We start from the raw sequence: 14,506 nt of genomic DNA on the forward strand, positions 1-14,506 counted from the left end.
CAGGGGCACCGTTCCCCCCGTCCCCCCACCCCCCCCCCTCATCGGCCCCCCTGCCCGATCACCCCGCCCCCCCCCCGGGGGGGGGGCCCCCCCCCCCCCCCCCCCCCCCCCGGCCCCCGGCCGATCCAACCCCGAAGATCGCCGAGACGGACGTCCATGCGAAGGTGGAGCCGAGTCGAGCGATACGTCGAGGAGCTGGGAGGCACCGTGCCTGAGGCCGTCATCATCGGGAGTGAGCGCAGCGAGGTCGGACTGCCGACCGGGATGGAGGTGCTGCGTCGCGGTGGCTCGGCCCTGGACGCGGTCGAGGCCGCGATGCGCTGCTGCGAGGACAACCTCACCGACCACTATGTGGGGACCGGGGGCTTGCCGAACGCCCAGGGAGTGGTGGAACTCGACGCCTCGGTGATGCTGGGGTCCAGTCGCAGGTTCGGATCGGTCGGCGCGCTCCGCGGCTACCCCAACCCGATCTCGGTGGCGCGGGCTGTGCTGGAGAAGTTGCCGCAGCACTGCATGCTCGTCGGCGAGGGGGCGGCCTTGTTCGCACGGGAGAACGGGTTCAGCACCGCCGAACTGCTGACCGAGGAGTCCCGGGCGCTCTGGCGGGAGCAGCTGCGCGCTTCCGGAGAGTCGGTGGAGGGCGAGAACACCGCGGCGCTCGACGGCGATCGCAGGTATCGGAGCGCGGCGCTTGACCTGATCCGGCGGCTGGCGCCGCACGAGGGCCCCTGGGGCACCATCAACATCATCGCCCTGGACGCACTCGGGGAGATGTGCGTGGGCGTGTCGACGTCCGGCTACCCGTACAAGTACCCGGGCCGGGTGGGCGACTCGGCCGTGCCCGGAGCGGGGAACTGGTGCGATCTGCGCGCCGGTGGCGCCGCCTGCACAGGGAGGGGCGAGCTGAGCATGCGGGGCGGGACCGCACGCAGCGTCGTCGAGCTGCTCGCACTCGGCAGGGAGCCGTCCGAAGCGTGCCGTTCGGCACTCGCCGAGGCGGACGCCCTGCCGGACGACTTCCGCGCGGAGCTGCGTGCGCTGGCCCTCACCCCTGACGGGAGGCACGGTGGCGCGGCCGGTCAGCAGGGCAGCACCTATGCGGTGATGACGGAACGTTCGACCCAGCCGGAGCTGCACCCCAGGAGCGTGCTGTGAAGATCTTCATCTCCTCCGACATGGAGGGCACCGCAGGAGTCGTCGACTGGGAGCAGTGCCGACCCGCCGGGGCGGACTACGGGTACTACCGCGACCTGCTGCAGGCCGAGGTGAACGCCGCGATCGAGGGCGCGGCCGACGGCGGCGGCACCGCGTTCGTCGTCAACGACTCGCACGGGAGGATGGCCAATCTGCGCCCGGACGCGCTCGCCGGGCGTGCGCGGTACCTGTCGGGGCGACACAAGCCGATGTACATGATGCAAGGGCTCGATGCTTCGTTCGACGGCGTTTTCTTCGTCTCGTACCACGGGTCCATGTCCGGTCCCGCGTCCACGCTCTCCCACACCTTCAACCCCCTGGCGATCAGCGAGGTGCGGCTGAACGGGGTGCTCGCCGGGGAGAGCGCCGTGAACGCGCTGGTCGCGCTCGGGCATGGGGTGCCCGTCGTACTGATCACGGGCGACGACATCACCGCCGCAGAGATCGAGCCGTTCTGTCCGGGCATCCACGCCGCCGTGGTCAAGACCTCCGTGTCGCGTTTCGCCGCGGACAGCATGCACCCGGAGGAGGCGCGGGAGGCGATCAGGGCCGCCGCGCGCTCGGCGCTGCTCGACCTGCCGCACGCGTTGCCGCCGGCCATCGAACTGCCCGCCACCCTCACCGTGCGATTCCGCAACGCCGACCTCGCCGAGATGGCGACGTGGATCACCGGCGTCGTCCTCGACAAGGTCGAGCCGACCCTGGCACACCTGACTGACGACGACCCGATCCGCCTCTACCGCACCTTCGTGACCGTCGTGCTTCTCACCCGGGGCATCGCCGAATAGCGTGGACACGATCTGGCGGCGTGAGGGTGCGGGACATCCGCCGCTCCGGGCCCGATGCCCGGAACGGGAACCGGATCGAGTCACGACAGACAGCGAGTGAGCCGCATGCGGGAATTCAGCTACACCGGCAACGCAGCGCGAGTGGTGTTCGGCAACGGGACCCTCGGCAGCCTGCGCGCCGAGGTCGAACGGCTGGGCTGCTCGCGGGCCCTGGTCCTCACCACCCCGGGCCGAGCCGGGTGGGCCGCCGGTGTCGCCGACGTACTCGGCAAGCTCGCCGCCGCGGAGTTCACCGGCGCGGCGGCCCACACGCCGACCGACGTCACCGAGCGGGCCCTGGCCGTCGTACGCGAGCACGCGGTCGACTGTCTCGTGGCCGTCGGCGGCGGTTCCACCATCGGCCTGTCGAAGGCGCTGGCGGTGCGTAGCGGCCTCCCGCAGATCGTCGTCCCGACCACCTATGCGGGGTCGGAGGTCACGCCCGTGCTCGGCGAGACGGCCGACGGCGTCAAGACCACCCGGAGCGCTCCGGAGATCCTGCCGGGGACCGTCGTCTACGACGTGGCCCTCACCCTCGGCCTGCCCGTCGCGCTCTCGGTGACCAGCGGTGTCAACGCTCTCGCCCACGCGGTCGAGGCGCTGTACGCGCCGCAGGCGAACCCGGTCACGGACCAGCTGGCGCTGCGCGCCGTCGCGCTGATGTCCGCCGCGCTGCCACGCATCGCAGCGAACCCCGCCGACCCCGACGCCCGTGCGGACGCCCTGCAGGCAGCCTGGCTGGCCGGAACCTGCCTCGGCACGGTCGGCATGGGCCTGCACCACAAGCTGTGCCACACCCTCGGCGGCTCCTTCGGCTTGCCGCACGCCGCGACGCACACCGTCGTCCTGCCGCACGCCCTGGCCTACAACGCCCCCGCCGCGCCCGATGCCATGCGGCGGATCGCGCAGGCGCTCGGCGCGGCCGACGCGCCCACCGGCGTGTACGACCTCGTCTCCGCCCTGCACGGTCCGGTGTCGCTGCGGGAGCTGGGCCTGCGTGAAGACGACCTGGTGCGGGCCGCCGAACTCGCCACCGCCGCCCCCTACCCGAACCCCAGGGAGGTCACCCGCGTCGGCGTCAGCGCCCTGCTCCGCGCCGCCTGGGAGGGCAGCCGACCGGCGACCGGGGGCCGGTCCCTCCCGGTCGCGGCTCTGCGGACGCTCACCGGGCAGGTGACCGCGAGCTTCGACGGCGCCGCCGACCCGCGGGTGCGGCAGCTGCTCACCGACCTGGTCCGGCGGCTGCACGGCTTCGTCGCGGACAATGACCTCACCGAGGAGGAATGGCGGTACGCCGTCGGCTTCCTGACCCGTACCGGGCAGCTGTGCAGCGACACCCGACAGGAGTTCGTGCTGCTCTCCGACACGCTCGGGATCTCCAGCGCGGTCGACCTGCTCAGCAACTCGCGCACCACCGAGAGCACGCCCTCCGCTGTGCTGGGCCCCTTCTACGTCGAGGGTCCGCCGCCACGGGAGAACGGCGCCGACATCTCCGCCGGCATGGCGGGAACCCCACTCCGGGCATCCGTGCTGATCACGGATCTGGACGGCGAGCCGGTACCGGACGCCGTGGTGGACGTCTGGCAGTCCAACGACGACGGCTTCTACGACGTGCAGTTGCCGGACCTGTCCGGCCCGGCGCTGCGGGCGCGCTTCCACTCGGACGCGCTGGGCCGGGTCGCTTTCTGGTCGATCCTGCCCAGCGAGTACCCCATTCCCGAGGACGGCCCGGTCGGGCAGATGCTGCGGGCCGTCGGACGCCACCCCTACCGTGCGCCGCACCTGCACTTCATGATCAGCGCTCCGGGCCGGAAGCGCCTGGTCACCCAGCTGTTCGTGGCGGAGGGCGCGTACCTGGACTCCGACACCGTCTTCGGCGTGAAGGACGCGCTCATCGTCGACTTCCCCGAGCGCACCGGCCCCGATCCCGACGGCCGGGGAGTCGACGGCCCGTGGCGCTCGCTGGACTACACCTTCCGCCTCGCTCCGGTCGCGTCGGTCTGACGCGACCGGCCAGGAGTTCGTCCGTGGTGATCCGTTCGTGGTGAACGGCGTCGTGCGGTCCTGGCAGATCCGCGAGTGGAACGAAGTCCTTCACTGACTCAGAGGTCCTCTACTGACTCAGGTGGGTCGGACCGGGTACTGGCGCCCGGCGAAGCGGCGGGCGAAGCCGTCGCCGACGTCTGCGGTGACGGTGTAGTCGTAGCGTCCGGCAACGCTGGTGAGGCTGCCGCTCCAGCTGCCGCCGGCGGCGACGGCGACCTGCTGGGGTGGGCCGTCGGTGGCGCCCTGGGCGGCGTTGGCGCCGATGGTGAAGACCACGGCGGTGCTGCCGGCGTTGGTCAGGTGCAGGGCGTGGGTGGCGCCGTCGGCTGCGTCGACGACGTACGCCTCGGGGTGGGCCTGGGTGCCGCTGGTCCAGGTGCGGACGTCGCCCTGGAAGCCGCGCAGGTAGCCGTCGGGGCCGTGCACGTCGATGTCGTAGGGCCCGCCTCCGTAGGTCAGGGCGCTGAAGTAGTCGGAGATACTGCCGCCGGCCGGGCAGGTGTAGCGCCAGTCCGCGTAGCTGCGGTGGTTGACGGTGTAGGCCGCGAAGCCGCCGCCGAGGCTGCCGTTGGCGACCGTCTTGAACCAGAACCGGTTCGTGGCGGGGTCCGTCCAGGAGGTGGTGTCGAAGCGGTAGCCGACTGGCAGTGCCGGTCGGTCGCCGGGCTCGGGAGCAGGGAGGGAGGAACTGCTGGGGGCGGCCGACGGCGGCAGGGACTCCTGCAGGTTGGCCGCGGCGACCAGCGGGCCGGTGGCCGGGAGCGTGGTCGGGAAGGCCGCTGTGCCCGCGGAGAAGTTGAAGGCGGAGGTGAGGTCGCCGCAGACCTGACGTCGCCAGGCGGAGATATGGGGCTCGGTGACCCCGCTCCAGCGCTCGACGAACTGGAGCACCGACGTATGGTCGAAGGTCTGCGAGCAGACCCGTCCGCCCGTGCTCCAGGGGGAGATGACGGTCATCGGGACCCGGGGGCCGAGGCCGATCGGCTTGCCCCCGATGAACTCGTGGGCCGTCCCCGGGGGTGCCACGGGCGGGACGACATGGTCGAAGAAGCCGTCGTTCTCGTCGAAGTTGAGGAAGACGACGGTCTTGGCCCAGACCGCGGGGTTGGCCGCGAGCGCGTCGAGGAAGCCGTTGACGTGGTTGGCCCCGTAGGCGGGCGGAAACGACGGGTGCTCGGAGTTGGGCGCCGGGGCGACGACCCAGGAGACCTGCGGGAGCGCGTCGTTGGCGACGTCGGCCCGGAAGTCGGCGACGCAGTCCGCGGAGCGGGCCAGGCCCCTGCTGTAGAGAGAAGAGCTGAAGCGGGCGTTCTTGAAGCGGGTGAACCAGGCCAGCGGATTGTTCCCGTAGTTGTCCTCCTCCTGGTAGATCTTCCAGCTGACTCCTGCGGACTGCAGTCGCTCGGGGTACGTGGTCCAGGTGTAGCCGTCGCCGTTGTTGTCGATGACCGGTCCGCCGGCGGTGCCGTCGGGATCGATCCACCCCGACCACTGGTAGAGCCGGTTGGGGTGAGTCGGGCCCTGGACGGAACAGAAGTACTGGTCGCAGACCGTGAACGCGTCCGCGAGGGCGTACTGCCACGGGAGGTCCGCGCGGGTGTAGTAGCCCATGGCGGTCCCGCTCTTGGCGGGGATCCAGTTGTTGTAGAGCCCGTTGTTCCAGGCCGCGTGGGTGCCGGACCAGGAGTGGTCCAGATCGGAGATGCGCTGGGCGTCGGTGGTCCGGGTGTCCAGGTGCCAGGGCTGCAGCACGCTGCCGCCGCTCGGGCCGCCGGTGGGCTGCTGGAACACGTCGGAGCCGTCGGGGAAGCGCAGCCGGGAGGTGTCACCGAAGCCCCGCACGCCGCCCAGGGTTCCGTAGTAGTGGTCAAACGAACGGTTCTCCTGTATGACGATCACGACGTGTCCCACACTGCTGAGCGAGCCCGGGCGGCGGGACGCGGCGGCAGCCCTGAGCACCGACCCGGGCAACATGCCCGCACCTAGGGCGGCGGCGCCCGCCCCGAGCAGGGCACGGCGGCTGACCTGGGACATTGAACCTCCGAGGAGCGAAGCGGAATCGCTGACACTCCATCACATGAGCACGCGGCGGACGGTCAGCCCGGGTCGGCGGCGCACGGAGGTTGGGCCAATGGTGCGGAAGGCGGCGGCCAGGTGGTTACGAAGTGAACCGGACGGGTTTCGATGCGCGGCGCGCCATCGAATCCAGCGCCATCGAATCCCGTCCGGTTCAGACGCCGCGTGTTTTGAGCGCGGCCATCGCTCTGCCGAGTCGGGCGGCGCGGGCCGCGGTGGTGCGGGCGGTGGTGAGTCTCAGGATCACGGCGTACCGCTGGGTCCTGCTGAGCGCGTCGAACGCCTGCGCCGCCTGCGGGCTCGCGGCGAGGGCGGCGGCGAGATCGGCCGGGACGGTGGCGTTCCTCTGCGGCGCGTAGGCCGCGGCCCATCTGCCGTCGGCCTGCGCGGCCCCGACCTCGGCCAGGCCGGACGGTCGCATCCGCCCGGCCGCGATCAGTTCCTCGACCTTGGCCACGTTGACCTGCGACCACCGGCTGCGTGGTCGGCGGGGCACGTACTTCTGCAGGTAGTAGACCTCGTCGTGGGACTTGCGCTGGCCGGAGATCCAGCCGTAGCAGAGACCGATGTCGACCGCCTCGTCGCCGGTCAACGACGGGACCCCCGATCCCTTCTTCGCGATCTTCAGCCACACGCCGACCCTCAGGTCGACATGCGCGTCAAGCCAGGACTCGAACTCGGCGGCGTCGCGGAACGCGATCACCACGGCTTCGTCGACAGGAGGCTTCGGCGTCACGGGTGACTCCTACCCGCGGAGAAGGTCTCCTACTACGGGCCTCGCGTGACCGGCGGCCGTCCCGCCTCCTCCGCTGGGATCGCTGAGTTCGCCGGGACGGCCGCGGGGAGTTCAGGCGGTGGTGCCGGCTGAACGGCGCCGGCGGACGGCGGCGGCACCGAGGACGGAGGCGGCGACCATCGCGGCGCCTGCGGCGGTCTCGACCGTGTCCGTTCCGGCGATCGCCCCACCCGCGCCGGTGGCCACCGCGCCGCTCGGCTGTGCCAGGTGGACGATCTGGTGCATTCCCTCGAACGCATGCGGGATGCCGGTCATGTCGTCCGGAATGAAGCACAGCAGCGCGTAGTCGCCCGCGCTGGGTTCAAAGTGCAGCAGTTCGGTGCGTCCCGGCGACATGGCCCCGGCGCCGCGCATGTTCTGCTCCGCGAAGGGGTTCTTCGACGGGGTCTGGCCCTTGGCGATGGCGTTGAAGGCGGTCTGCAGGTCCTGGTCGGTCGTTCCGGGAACGACACGTTGGAAGACCGCCTCGTGGATCTCCGGAGCCTGGTTCTCCACCTCGAAGGTGTCGGCGGTGTCCAGCTGGGTGGGGGCGACGAAGTGGGGGTGTCCGCCGCTCTCGGTCTGGATGATCTCTGCCTGGTGGCTGGGCTGCCCGTCCTCGAACTGCCCGGTGACGGTCAGCGTGTGGAACTGCAGCTGCTGCCCGGGGGCGAACAGCGCGTTGAAGTCGAAGAAGTAGTACGTTCCCGCGGTCAGCGGCAGGGTCACCGAGACCGCGGTGGCCGGGTCGACCATCGCGCCGCCGACAGCGGTGATGTCGCGGGTCAGGGCCCGGAGCCCGGCGGCGTCGGAGACGGCGCTCTGCGCGGTCGCCTGCTTGAACTCGTTCTGGATCTGGGCGAGCGTGACGCCGTTGTGCAGCTGGAATCCCTGGAGCGTGTGGCCCATGGGATCGGTGGTGCTGGTCCGGAAGGTGATGAACCCGGCGGGTACCGACGCAGGGAGCGAGAACCCGCTCATCGTCATGTTGACGTTCAGGACCTGCTGTCCGCCGTCGGCCGAGACCGCCCGGGTGGCCGGGGCGCGGTCCGGGCCGTGTGCCCAAGCGGCGCAGGCCGGCCCGCTCAGGCAGAGCGCGCCGGCCGCTATGACGGCGGTACCTGTCCGCCGGAGAAGCTGTGAGGTGGGGAGTGGCATGGAGAAGTCCGTTCCTGTGGAAGCTGAGCGCGGGCGCCCCCCTCGGCCCACTGCTCGACCGCAGGCAGCGCGCCGAGGCGGTCGGGCTGTGTCGGCTGGTTGCCGAGCATCCCCAGCTTCCGCCGCCCCACCCGCAGGCGGCTCGTCGGACTACGCCGATCAGCCCCACGGCTGCCGCCCCAGGTTTAGCGCCTGGGGAGGCCGTCAGCTCTCCAGCGCTGCCGGTTCCTTGATCGCGACCCCGCTGCGGCCTGCTGCCCTCATCGCCTGAGCCAGCGCGAGGATCCGCAGTGCGGCCTGCTCCGGGGGGACACCCTCACGATGGATGTTCGAGAGCAGGTTGCGGTCCGCCTCGGTGTGTCCGGGACGAGGGCGGTACGCCAGGTACGCGGACAGGCTCTCGGCCGTCGCCAGCCCTGGACGCTCCCCGATGAGCAGGACCACCACCGCCGGATCGAGCAGCTCGCCCACGTCGTTCATCACACCGACGCGGCACTGGTGCACCACGATCGGGCGCCCGGTGCTCCAGCCGCGTTCGTCGCAGCCCCGTGCCAGGAGCGGAAGCAGGTGCGGTATCTGGGCGTGCACCGCGGTCGCCGACAGGCCGTCCCCGATGACGATCTGCAGGTCCGCACCGGCTGGGCAGTGCGCGAGCAGGTCCTCGCGGCAGGCAGGGTCCAGCCTGCGTCCCAGGTCGGGACGTCGCAGGTACTGGGCTCGGGTACCGGCCCTGGTGCGAGCGGTGACGAAGGAGAACCGCGCCGACAGCTCGTCCAGCTCCGGATCGTCGAGATCGAGCGGCGCGGTGACCGCGTCGCGTGCCGCTGCATGGTCCGCCCGCAGGGCCAGCAGCGCCGCTGTGGGGTAGGAGGTGCCGGCGCGTCCGGTGAACACCCGGGCCGGAGTGGTGGCCCGGACCCAGGCCCGCGTGGCCGGCTCCTGGAGGGGCCGGTGGAGTTCGGTCATCGCGTGCCTCCAGGGAGCAGGGCTCGCAGTGCGCCGTCCCGGTCGAGTGCTGCGCCGAGTTCCGGCAGGGTCGTCGGCCAGTTGTGCAACTGCCCGTCATCCAGCCATGCCTGGAACAGGGGAGAGGGGCCGAGGCCCAGGGTGCGGCGGACGCTGCTGACGTCGTGGTAGCTGGTGGTCTGGTAGTTGAGCATCACGTCGTCGCCTGCGGGCACACCCATCACGAAGGTGCATCCGGCTGCCGCGAGCAGCAGCAGCAGGTTGTCGTTGGTGTTCTGGTCGGCGTCGGCGTGGTTGGTGTAGCAGACGTCGATGCCGGTGGGCAGTCCCATGAGCTTGCCGATGAAGTGGTCCTCGAGCCCGGCGCGGGTGATCTGGACCGAGTTCGCCAGGTATTCGGGGCCGATGAAGCCCACCACCGAGTTGACCAGGAACGGGTCGTAGAGCCGGGCGACGGCCTGGGCGCGGGCTTCCAGGGTGAGTTGGTCGATGCCGTGGTGCGCGTCGGCGGACAGGGCACTGCCCTGTCCGGTCTCGAAGTACATGACCTGCGATCCGATGAACTCGCCGGGACGCTGGGCGTGGTGCGCGAGCACCGCCTCGCGTCCGCGGGCCAGGAGGTTCAGGTCGATGCCGAAGCTGGTGTTGGCGTCCTCCGTTCCTGCGACGGACTGGAAGAGCAGGTCGATGGGGGCTCCGGCGTCCATCGCGGCGAGTTGGGTGGTGATGTGCGCCAGCACGCAGGACTGGGTGGGCACGCCGAGGTGGGCGATCAACTGGTGGAGGCCGTGCAGGACTTCGGCGATGGCCGGCACGGACTCGGTGGCGGGGTTCACCCCGATCATCGCGTCGCCGCAGCCGAAGGCGAGGCCGTCCAGGGCGGACAACAGGATGCCGGGAACATGGTCGGTGGGATGGTTGGGCTGGACCCGCACGCCCAGGACTCCCGGCTCGCCCATGGTGTTGCGGCATCGGGTCACCCGTCGCAGCGGCGCTGCGGCGACGACGAGGTCGAGGTTGCTCATGAGTTTGGCGCAGGCTGCCGCGATCTCCGGAGTGATCACTGCCGCGAGGCCGTGGGACCAGGCCGCGGGGAAGTCGGGTGAGAGAACCCGCTCGCGCAGCTCACCGACGGCCATCGAGGCCAACTCGGCGGAGAAGACCGCCGGGTCGGCCGGTGCGGAGACTGCGGCGGTCACCGCGTCCTCGACGAGCGCGGTGGCCGCGATCTCGCCGAGGCGTACCTCGGCCAGGGCTGTCTTCGCGGCGACCCGCTCGCGTTCGCTGCGGGCGGCGACGCCCGCGAGTTGGTCACCGGACTTCTCCTCGTTCGCCTTGGCGAGGACTTCGGCCAGGGAACCGAAGGTGAATCGCTCCCCCCGCAGGGTGGTGCGGTAAGCCATCAGCAGGCGCCTTCCTGGTGGTGCGTCAGCCTGTAGCGTGGGGTCGGATGTTCGCGACTGTGAGCTGGTGGCTCAGCGTTCGTGGGACTCGGCGAGGACGGTGCTGCCGATCTTCTCGAACCGGGTCCGATCCGTCCCGCGGAGGTAGAGGGCCACGAGCGCGCCCACCACCCCGACACCGATGACCAGGTACGGGATGATCTTGTATACCGGGCTGTCCGACGCGGCGCCGGCCGCGAAGCTGAGGTTGGCGAAGAGCAGGTACACCACGTAGCCCATGCCCGCGGCGCCGACCAGCGGGGCGAGGAAGGTGCGCCACCAGCTGCGGGTCTCCGGGTGCCGCTTGCCGACGTGGAAGTACCAGATCACCGAGATCGAGCAGATGACCTGGACGATGAGGATCGCCATCGTGCCCATGATCGCCAGCAGGCCGAACTCGTAGTAGTAGGGGACGTCGGGGGCCGCCTTCGAGGGGGCCTGGAAGAAGTAGAAGTACAGGGTGATCGCCAGCGTGATCGCGCTCTGCAGGAGGGAGGAGATGTGCGGCGACTTGTGCTTCTCGTGGGTGGATCCGAGCGGCGCCACGGCCTTGAACAGGCCCTCACGGCCCAGCGCGTACAGGTAGCGGGAGGCCGAGTTGTGGAAGGCCAGCGCGCAGGCGAAGGAGCCGGTGACGGCCAGGACCATGTAGACGTCCTTGGCCCAGGTGCCGACGAACTTCTGGGTGATGCCGAAGAACAGGTCGAAGGGGTTGCCGGTGCTGCCCTGCGCGATGCTGATGGAGTTGTGGACCCCGTTCCCGGCGATCGTCATCCAGGAAACGAAGGTGTAGAGGACGCCGAGCGCGATGACCACGACGAGCGTGGCGCGGGGGATGATGCGGGTCGGGTTGCGGGACTCCTCGCCGTACACGGCGGTGGTCTCGAAGCCGACCCAGGACCAGAACGCGAAGAAGATGCCGATCGCGACGCTGCCGCCGGCCACCGCGGTGAAGCCCTTGGCAGGGTTCAGCGAGCCGACGACCAGGCCGTCGGGACCGCCGCCCTGGAACAGCACCGCGCCGCCCATGAGCAGCAGGATCAGCACTTCGGAGACCAGGAAGACGCCGAGGACCTTGCCGGAGACCTCGATGTCGAAGTAGCCGAGCCCGGCGATGATCGCGATGCCCGCGACCGCGTAGACGATCCAGCTGAGGTGCGGCCCGCCGAAGGTCTCCACGTCGTTCTTGAAGAACGACGCGAAGATCCCGATCAGGGAGCTCTCGAAGACGATGTAGGCGAGCGTGGCGATCAGTCCGCTGGCCAGGCCCGCGACCCGGCCCAGGCCCCGGGTGATGAAGCCGTAGAAGGCGCCGGTGGCGGTGATGTGACGGGCCATCGCGGAGTAGCCGATGGTGAAGATCACCAGTACCACCGTGGCGAAGATGAAGCCCGCCGGGGTTCCGACGCCGTTTCCGGAGCCGATGGCGATGGGCACGTTGCCGGTCATCGCGGTGATGGGTGCGGCGGTGGCCAGCACCGTGAAGACGACTCCAGTCATTCCGAGTGCACCGGACTTGAGTCTCTTGTGCTCGGACGGGGCCGCTTCTGCGACGGCAGGGCTCGTCGATTCTGTCGTTGTCACGCAGGTCGTCCTTCAGTCATGCGCCTCGGCCAGGGAAGGGCCGGGCGAAAAAGGCTGGTGGATGGCCGATCCTCATCTGCGCGGGTGACGCTGGACGAACCCTTGGTGTTACGGTCACGTGAAGCATCGAATGTCCGGACAATGTGGGTATTGCGCGGAGAGTTCACCGCCGGTGTGGTTCCACGGGATATCGGCGCCTGCAACCTACTGCTCAGGAACGGGAAGCTGTCCGCGGAGATCGACACCGACGCGAAGCAGGCCGCCGAGCACCGCCGCGTGATCGACGAGGTCCTGGCCGATCACGACCGGTGCTGAGGCCTCCGGCTAGGGCCCGGTGCCGGTGCCGGCGGACGGGCGTGGGGTGGGCGGGGCGCCATCCGGGGCGACCGGAAGGGTGATGACCATATGGGCCCCGTCGCCGGGGCTGTCCGTGATGGCGATGTGGCCGTGGTGGGCGAGGGCGATCTCGCGGGCGATGGCCAGGCCGAGACCGGTGCCGCCGCTGCTGCGTTCGCGGCTGCCGTCCAGGCGCACGAAGCGGTGGAAGACGCGTTCCCGGTCGGCGGACGGGATGCCGGGGCCGTCGTCGTCCACGTGCACCCGAACGGCGTCGGCGGTGGTGGTGGCCGTGATCAGGATCCGGTTCCGGGCGTGGCGGACCGCGTTGTCGATGATGTTCCGGAACAGTCGCTGCAGGTCGTCGGGGTTGCCGACGACTGTCGCGGCGGGCACCACGTCGAGCTCGATGGCCCGGTCCTGGGCCGGCGTGCCGGCGACGACGTCCCGAAGGAGCGTGCCCACGTCCACCCGCTGCTGCTGAGCTGACAGTTGGTGCTCGTCTGCTCTGGCCAGCAGCAGCAGTTGCTGGAGCAGGTCCTCCAGTCGGACGGACTGCCCGGCGGCGCGTTCGGCGATGGCCGGCCAGGGGGCCCGGTCGGGGTGGGCGAGACCGACCTCGAGGGTGGTGCGGATTGCCGCCAGGGGGCTGCGCAGCTCGTGGGAGGCGTCGGCGACGAAGCGGCGTTGCCTGCGGGCGGAGTCCTCCAGCCGGGTGAGCATGTCGTTCATGGTGTGGGCCAGGTGCCCGATCTCGTCCGGCGTTCCGGGTTCGGGGACGCGCTGGGACAGGTCGGCGGAGGTGATGTCGGTGACGGCGAGGCGGATCTTCTCCACCGGACGCAACGCCCGGCCCACGACCAGCCACACCGTCCCTGCCGCGAGGATGAGGATGACCGGGAAGCCGAAGAGCAGATGTCGCAGGAACTCGGAGTTGACCTGCCTGAGCAGGTCGGTCGCGGTGCCGGTGACGATGGTCACCGGGCGGCCGTCCACGGTGGTCTGCACGGCGACGACGCGGATCTCGGTCGGGATCACGCCGTCGGCGGCCTTCTGCCGCACCGGCGTGTCCGACCCCGCGGGCAGCGCGTAGACGGCCGGCAGCCCGACCAGGGTGCGGGTCGCGGCCAGCACCGTTCCGTCGGGGGCCAGAACCTGCGCTTCGGCGCTGGCGTCCAGGCTCGACGCGGGCAGCGGTTGCGGCCAGCGGCCGGTGGGCGCCGACTGTGCGATCTGCGTGGCGTAGGTGTGCAGCTGCCCGTCGATGGTCCGGTGCACCGAGTTCATCTGCAGCAGATACATGAACAGCACGCCCAGCACGACGGCGGCGGTGATCCCGAGACTGGCCACCACGGTGACGCGGGTGCGCAACGTGGCGCGCCGCGGGCTCAGCCCGCCCAGGAACCGTGGGGCCCGACGTGGGCTCACGGCGTGTCGTCCTGGATCAGATAGCCCTCGCCGCGCAGGGTGAGGATGACCGGCATTCCCACGGCGCGGTCGAGCTTGCGGCGCAGCCGGTGCACGTGGACCTCGACCACCGCCGGACCACCCTCGAAGGCGGTGTCCCAGCAGTGGTCGAGGAGTTCGGTCTTGGATACGACCTGGCCCTTGCGTCGCATCAGGTGTTCCAGCACGGCGATCTCGCGGCTGGTGAGCTCGAGCGGGACCCCGCCCCGGCTGACGGTGCGGGCGGCGGGGTCGAGGGTGAGGCCGGCGGCGGTGAGCAGCGCCGGCCTCACCCCCAGCCCGCGCCGGGTCAGAGCCCGCAGATGGGCGAGCAGGACCGGGTAGGAGAACGGTTTGGCCAGGTAGTCGTCGGCTCCGCTGTCCAGCCCTTCGGCGTGGTCGAGGTCCTCGTCCATCGCGGTCAGCATCAGGATCGGGGTCCACAGGCCCTGCTCGCGGAGCTGCTTGCACACCTGGTAGCCGTCCAGGCCGGGCAGCATCACGTCGAGGATGATGACGTCGTGTGCCGTTTCGCGGGCCTTCCACAACCCGTCCTCGCCGTTGTCCGCGACGTCCACGACGTACCCTTCGGCTTCCAGCCCCCAGGTGAGGGACTCGGCCATGGCCTGCTCGTCTTCGACTACCAGTACCCGCAT

The 14,506-nt window shown here is 70.6% G+C and carries 12 protein-coding genes; 4 read left to right on the plus strand and 8 right to left on the minus strand.

From position 1 onward, the window contains the following. The first annotated feature begins 207 nt into the window (after positions 1 to 207). The 3 genes from ABIA33_RS32810 to ABIA33_RS32820 all read left to right on the plus strand — a co-directional run bounded on the left by ABIA33_RS32810 (position 208) and on the right by ABIA33_RS32820 (position 4,025). Positions 208 to 1,155: a N(4)-(beta-N-acetylglucosaminyl)-L-asparaginase gene (locus ABIA33_RS32810; protein ID WP_370086772.1), complete on the plus strand. Its 948-nt coding sequence runs from the start codon at positions 208 to 210 to the stop codon at positions 1,153 to 1,155. Continuing rightward, on the plus strand, positions 1,152 to 1,982 hold the full coding sequence (locus tag ABIA33_RS32815) for a M55 family metallopeptidase (RefSeq protein WP_370086774.1): 831 nt from the start codon (positions 1,152 to 1,154) through the stop codon (positions 1,980 to 1,982). Before ABIA33_RS32810 ends, ABIA33_RS32815 begins: the two co-directional genes overlap by 4 nt. A gap of 105 nt (positions 1,983 to 2,087) precedes the next feature. After that, positions 2,088 to 4,025, plus strand: coding sequence for a maleylacetate reductase and hydroxyquinol 1,2-dioxygenase domain-containing protein (locus tag ABIA33_RS32820; protein ID WP_370086776.1), 1,938 nt, complete (start codon positions 2,088 to 2,090; stop codon positions 4,023 to 4,025). A gap of 117 nt (positions 4,026 to 4,142) precedes the next feature. Here the strand turns inward: ABIA33_RS32820 and ABIA33_RS32825 are convergent, their stop codons facing one another. From ABIA33_RS32825 to ABIA33_RS32850, 6 genes are all read right to left on the minus strand, one after another. Further along, positions 4,143 to 6,101 (minus strand): phosphocholine-specific phospholipase C, encoded by a 1,959-nt coding sequence (locus ABIA33_RS32825; protein WP_370086778.1) that lies wholly within the window; start codon positions 6,099 to 6,101, stop codon positions 4,143 to 4,145. Positions 6,102 to 6,297: 196 nt separating this feature from the next. Beyond that, the gene (locus tag ABIA33_RS32830) at positions 6,298 to 6,879 is read right to left on the minus strand and encodes a YdeI family protein (protein ID WP_370086780.1); all 582 of its coding nucleotides are present in this window, start codon (positions 6,877 to 6,879) and stop codon (positions 6,298 to 6,300) included. A gap of 111 nt (positions 6,880 to 6,990) precedes the next feature. Next, complete coding sequence (locus tag ABIA33_RS32835) at positions 6,991 to 8,076, minus strand: hypothetical protein (protein WP_370086782.1); 1,086 nt, start codon at positions 8,074 to 8,076, stop codon at positions 6,991 to 6,993. Between the two features lie 204 nt (positions 8,077 to 8,280). Continuing rightward, on the minus strand, positions 8,281 to 9,042 hold the full coding sequence (gene eutC, locus ABIA33_RS32840) for an ethanolamine ammonia-lyase subunit EutC (RefSeq protein ID WP_370086784.1): 762 nt from the start codon (positions 9,040 to 9,042) through the stop codon (positions 8,281 to 8,283). After that, entirely contained in the window at positions 9,039 to 10,445 is a 1,407-nt protein-coding gene (eutB, locus tag ABIA33_RS32845) for an ethanolamine ammonia-lyase subunit EutB (protein ID WP_370086786.1), read from the minus strand. The genes eutC and eutB overlap by 4 nt, the downstream gene beginning before the upstream one ends. 72 nt (positions 10,446 to 10,517) lie before the next feature. Beyond that, positions 10,518 to 11,984 carry an APC family permease gene (locus ABIA33_RS32850; protein ID WP_370086788.1) on the minus strand — a complete coding sequence of 489 codons (1,467 nt, stop codon included), beginning with the start codon at positions 11,982 to 11,984 and terminating at the stop codon, positions 10,518 to 10,520. Between the two features lie 168 nt (positions 11,985 to 12,152). Between ABIA33_RS32850 and ABIA33_RS32855 the strand changes: the two genes are divergently transcribed. Next, positions 12,153 to 12,383 carry a hypothetical protein gene (locus ABIA33_RS32855; protein WP_370086790.1) on the plus strand — a complete coding sequence of 77 codons (231 nt, stop codon included), beginning with the start codon at positions 12,153 to 12,155 and terminating at the stop codon, positions 12,381 to 12,383. 9 nt (positions 12,384 to 12,392) lie between these two features. Here ABIA33_RS32855 and ABIA33_RS32860 read toward each other — a convergent pair whose 3' ends face one another. Together ABIA33_RS32860 and ABIA33_RS32865 are read right to left on the minus strand one after the other, a co-directional pair. Then, positions 12,393 to 13,832: a sensor histidine kinase gene (locus ABIA33_RS32860; RefSeq protein ID WP_370086792.1), complete on the minus strand. Its 1,440-nt coding sequence runs from the start codon at positions 13,830 to 13,832 to the stop codon at positions 12,393 to 12,395. Next, positions 13,829 to 14,506 carry a response regulator transcription factor gene (locus ABIA33_RS32865; protein ID WP_370086794.1) on the minus strand — a complete coding sequence of 226 codons (678 nt, stop codon included), beginning with the start codon at positions 14,504 to 14,506 and terminating at the stop codon, positions 13,829 to 13,831. The genes ABIA33_RS32860 and ABIA33_RS32865 overlap by 4 nt, the downstream gene beginning before the upstream one ends.

The organism is Streptacidiphilus sp. MAP12-16 (assembly GCF_041262165.1).
GTDB lineage: Bacteria > Actinomycetota > Actinomycetes > Streptomycetales > Streptomycetaceae > Streptacidiphilus.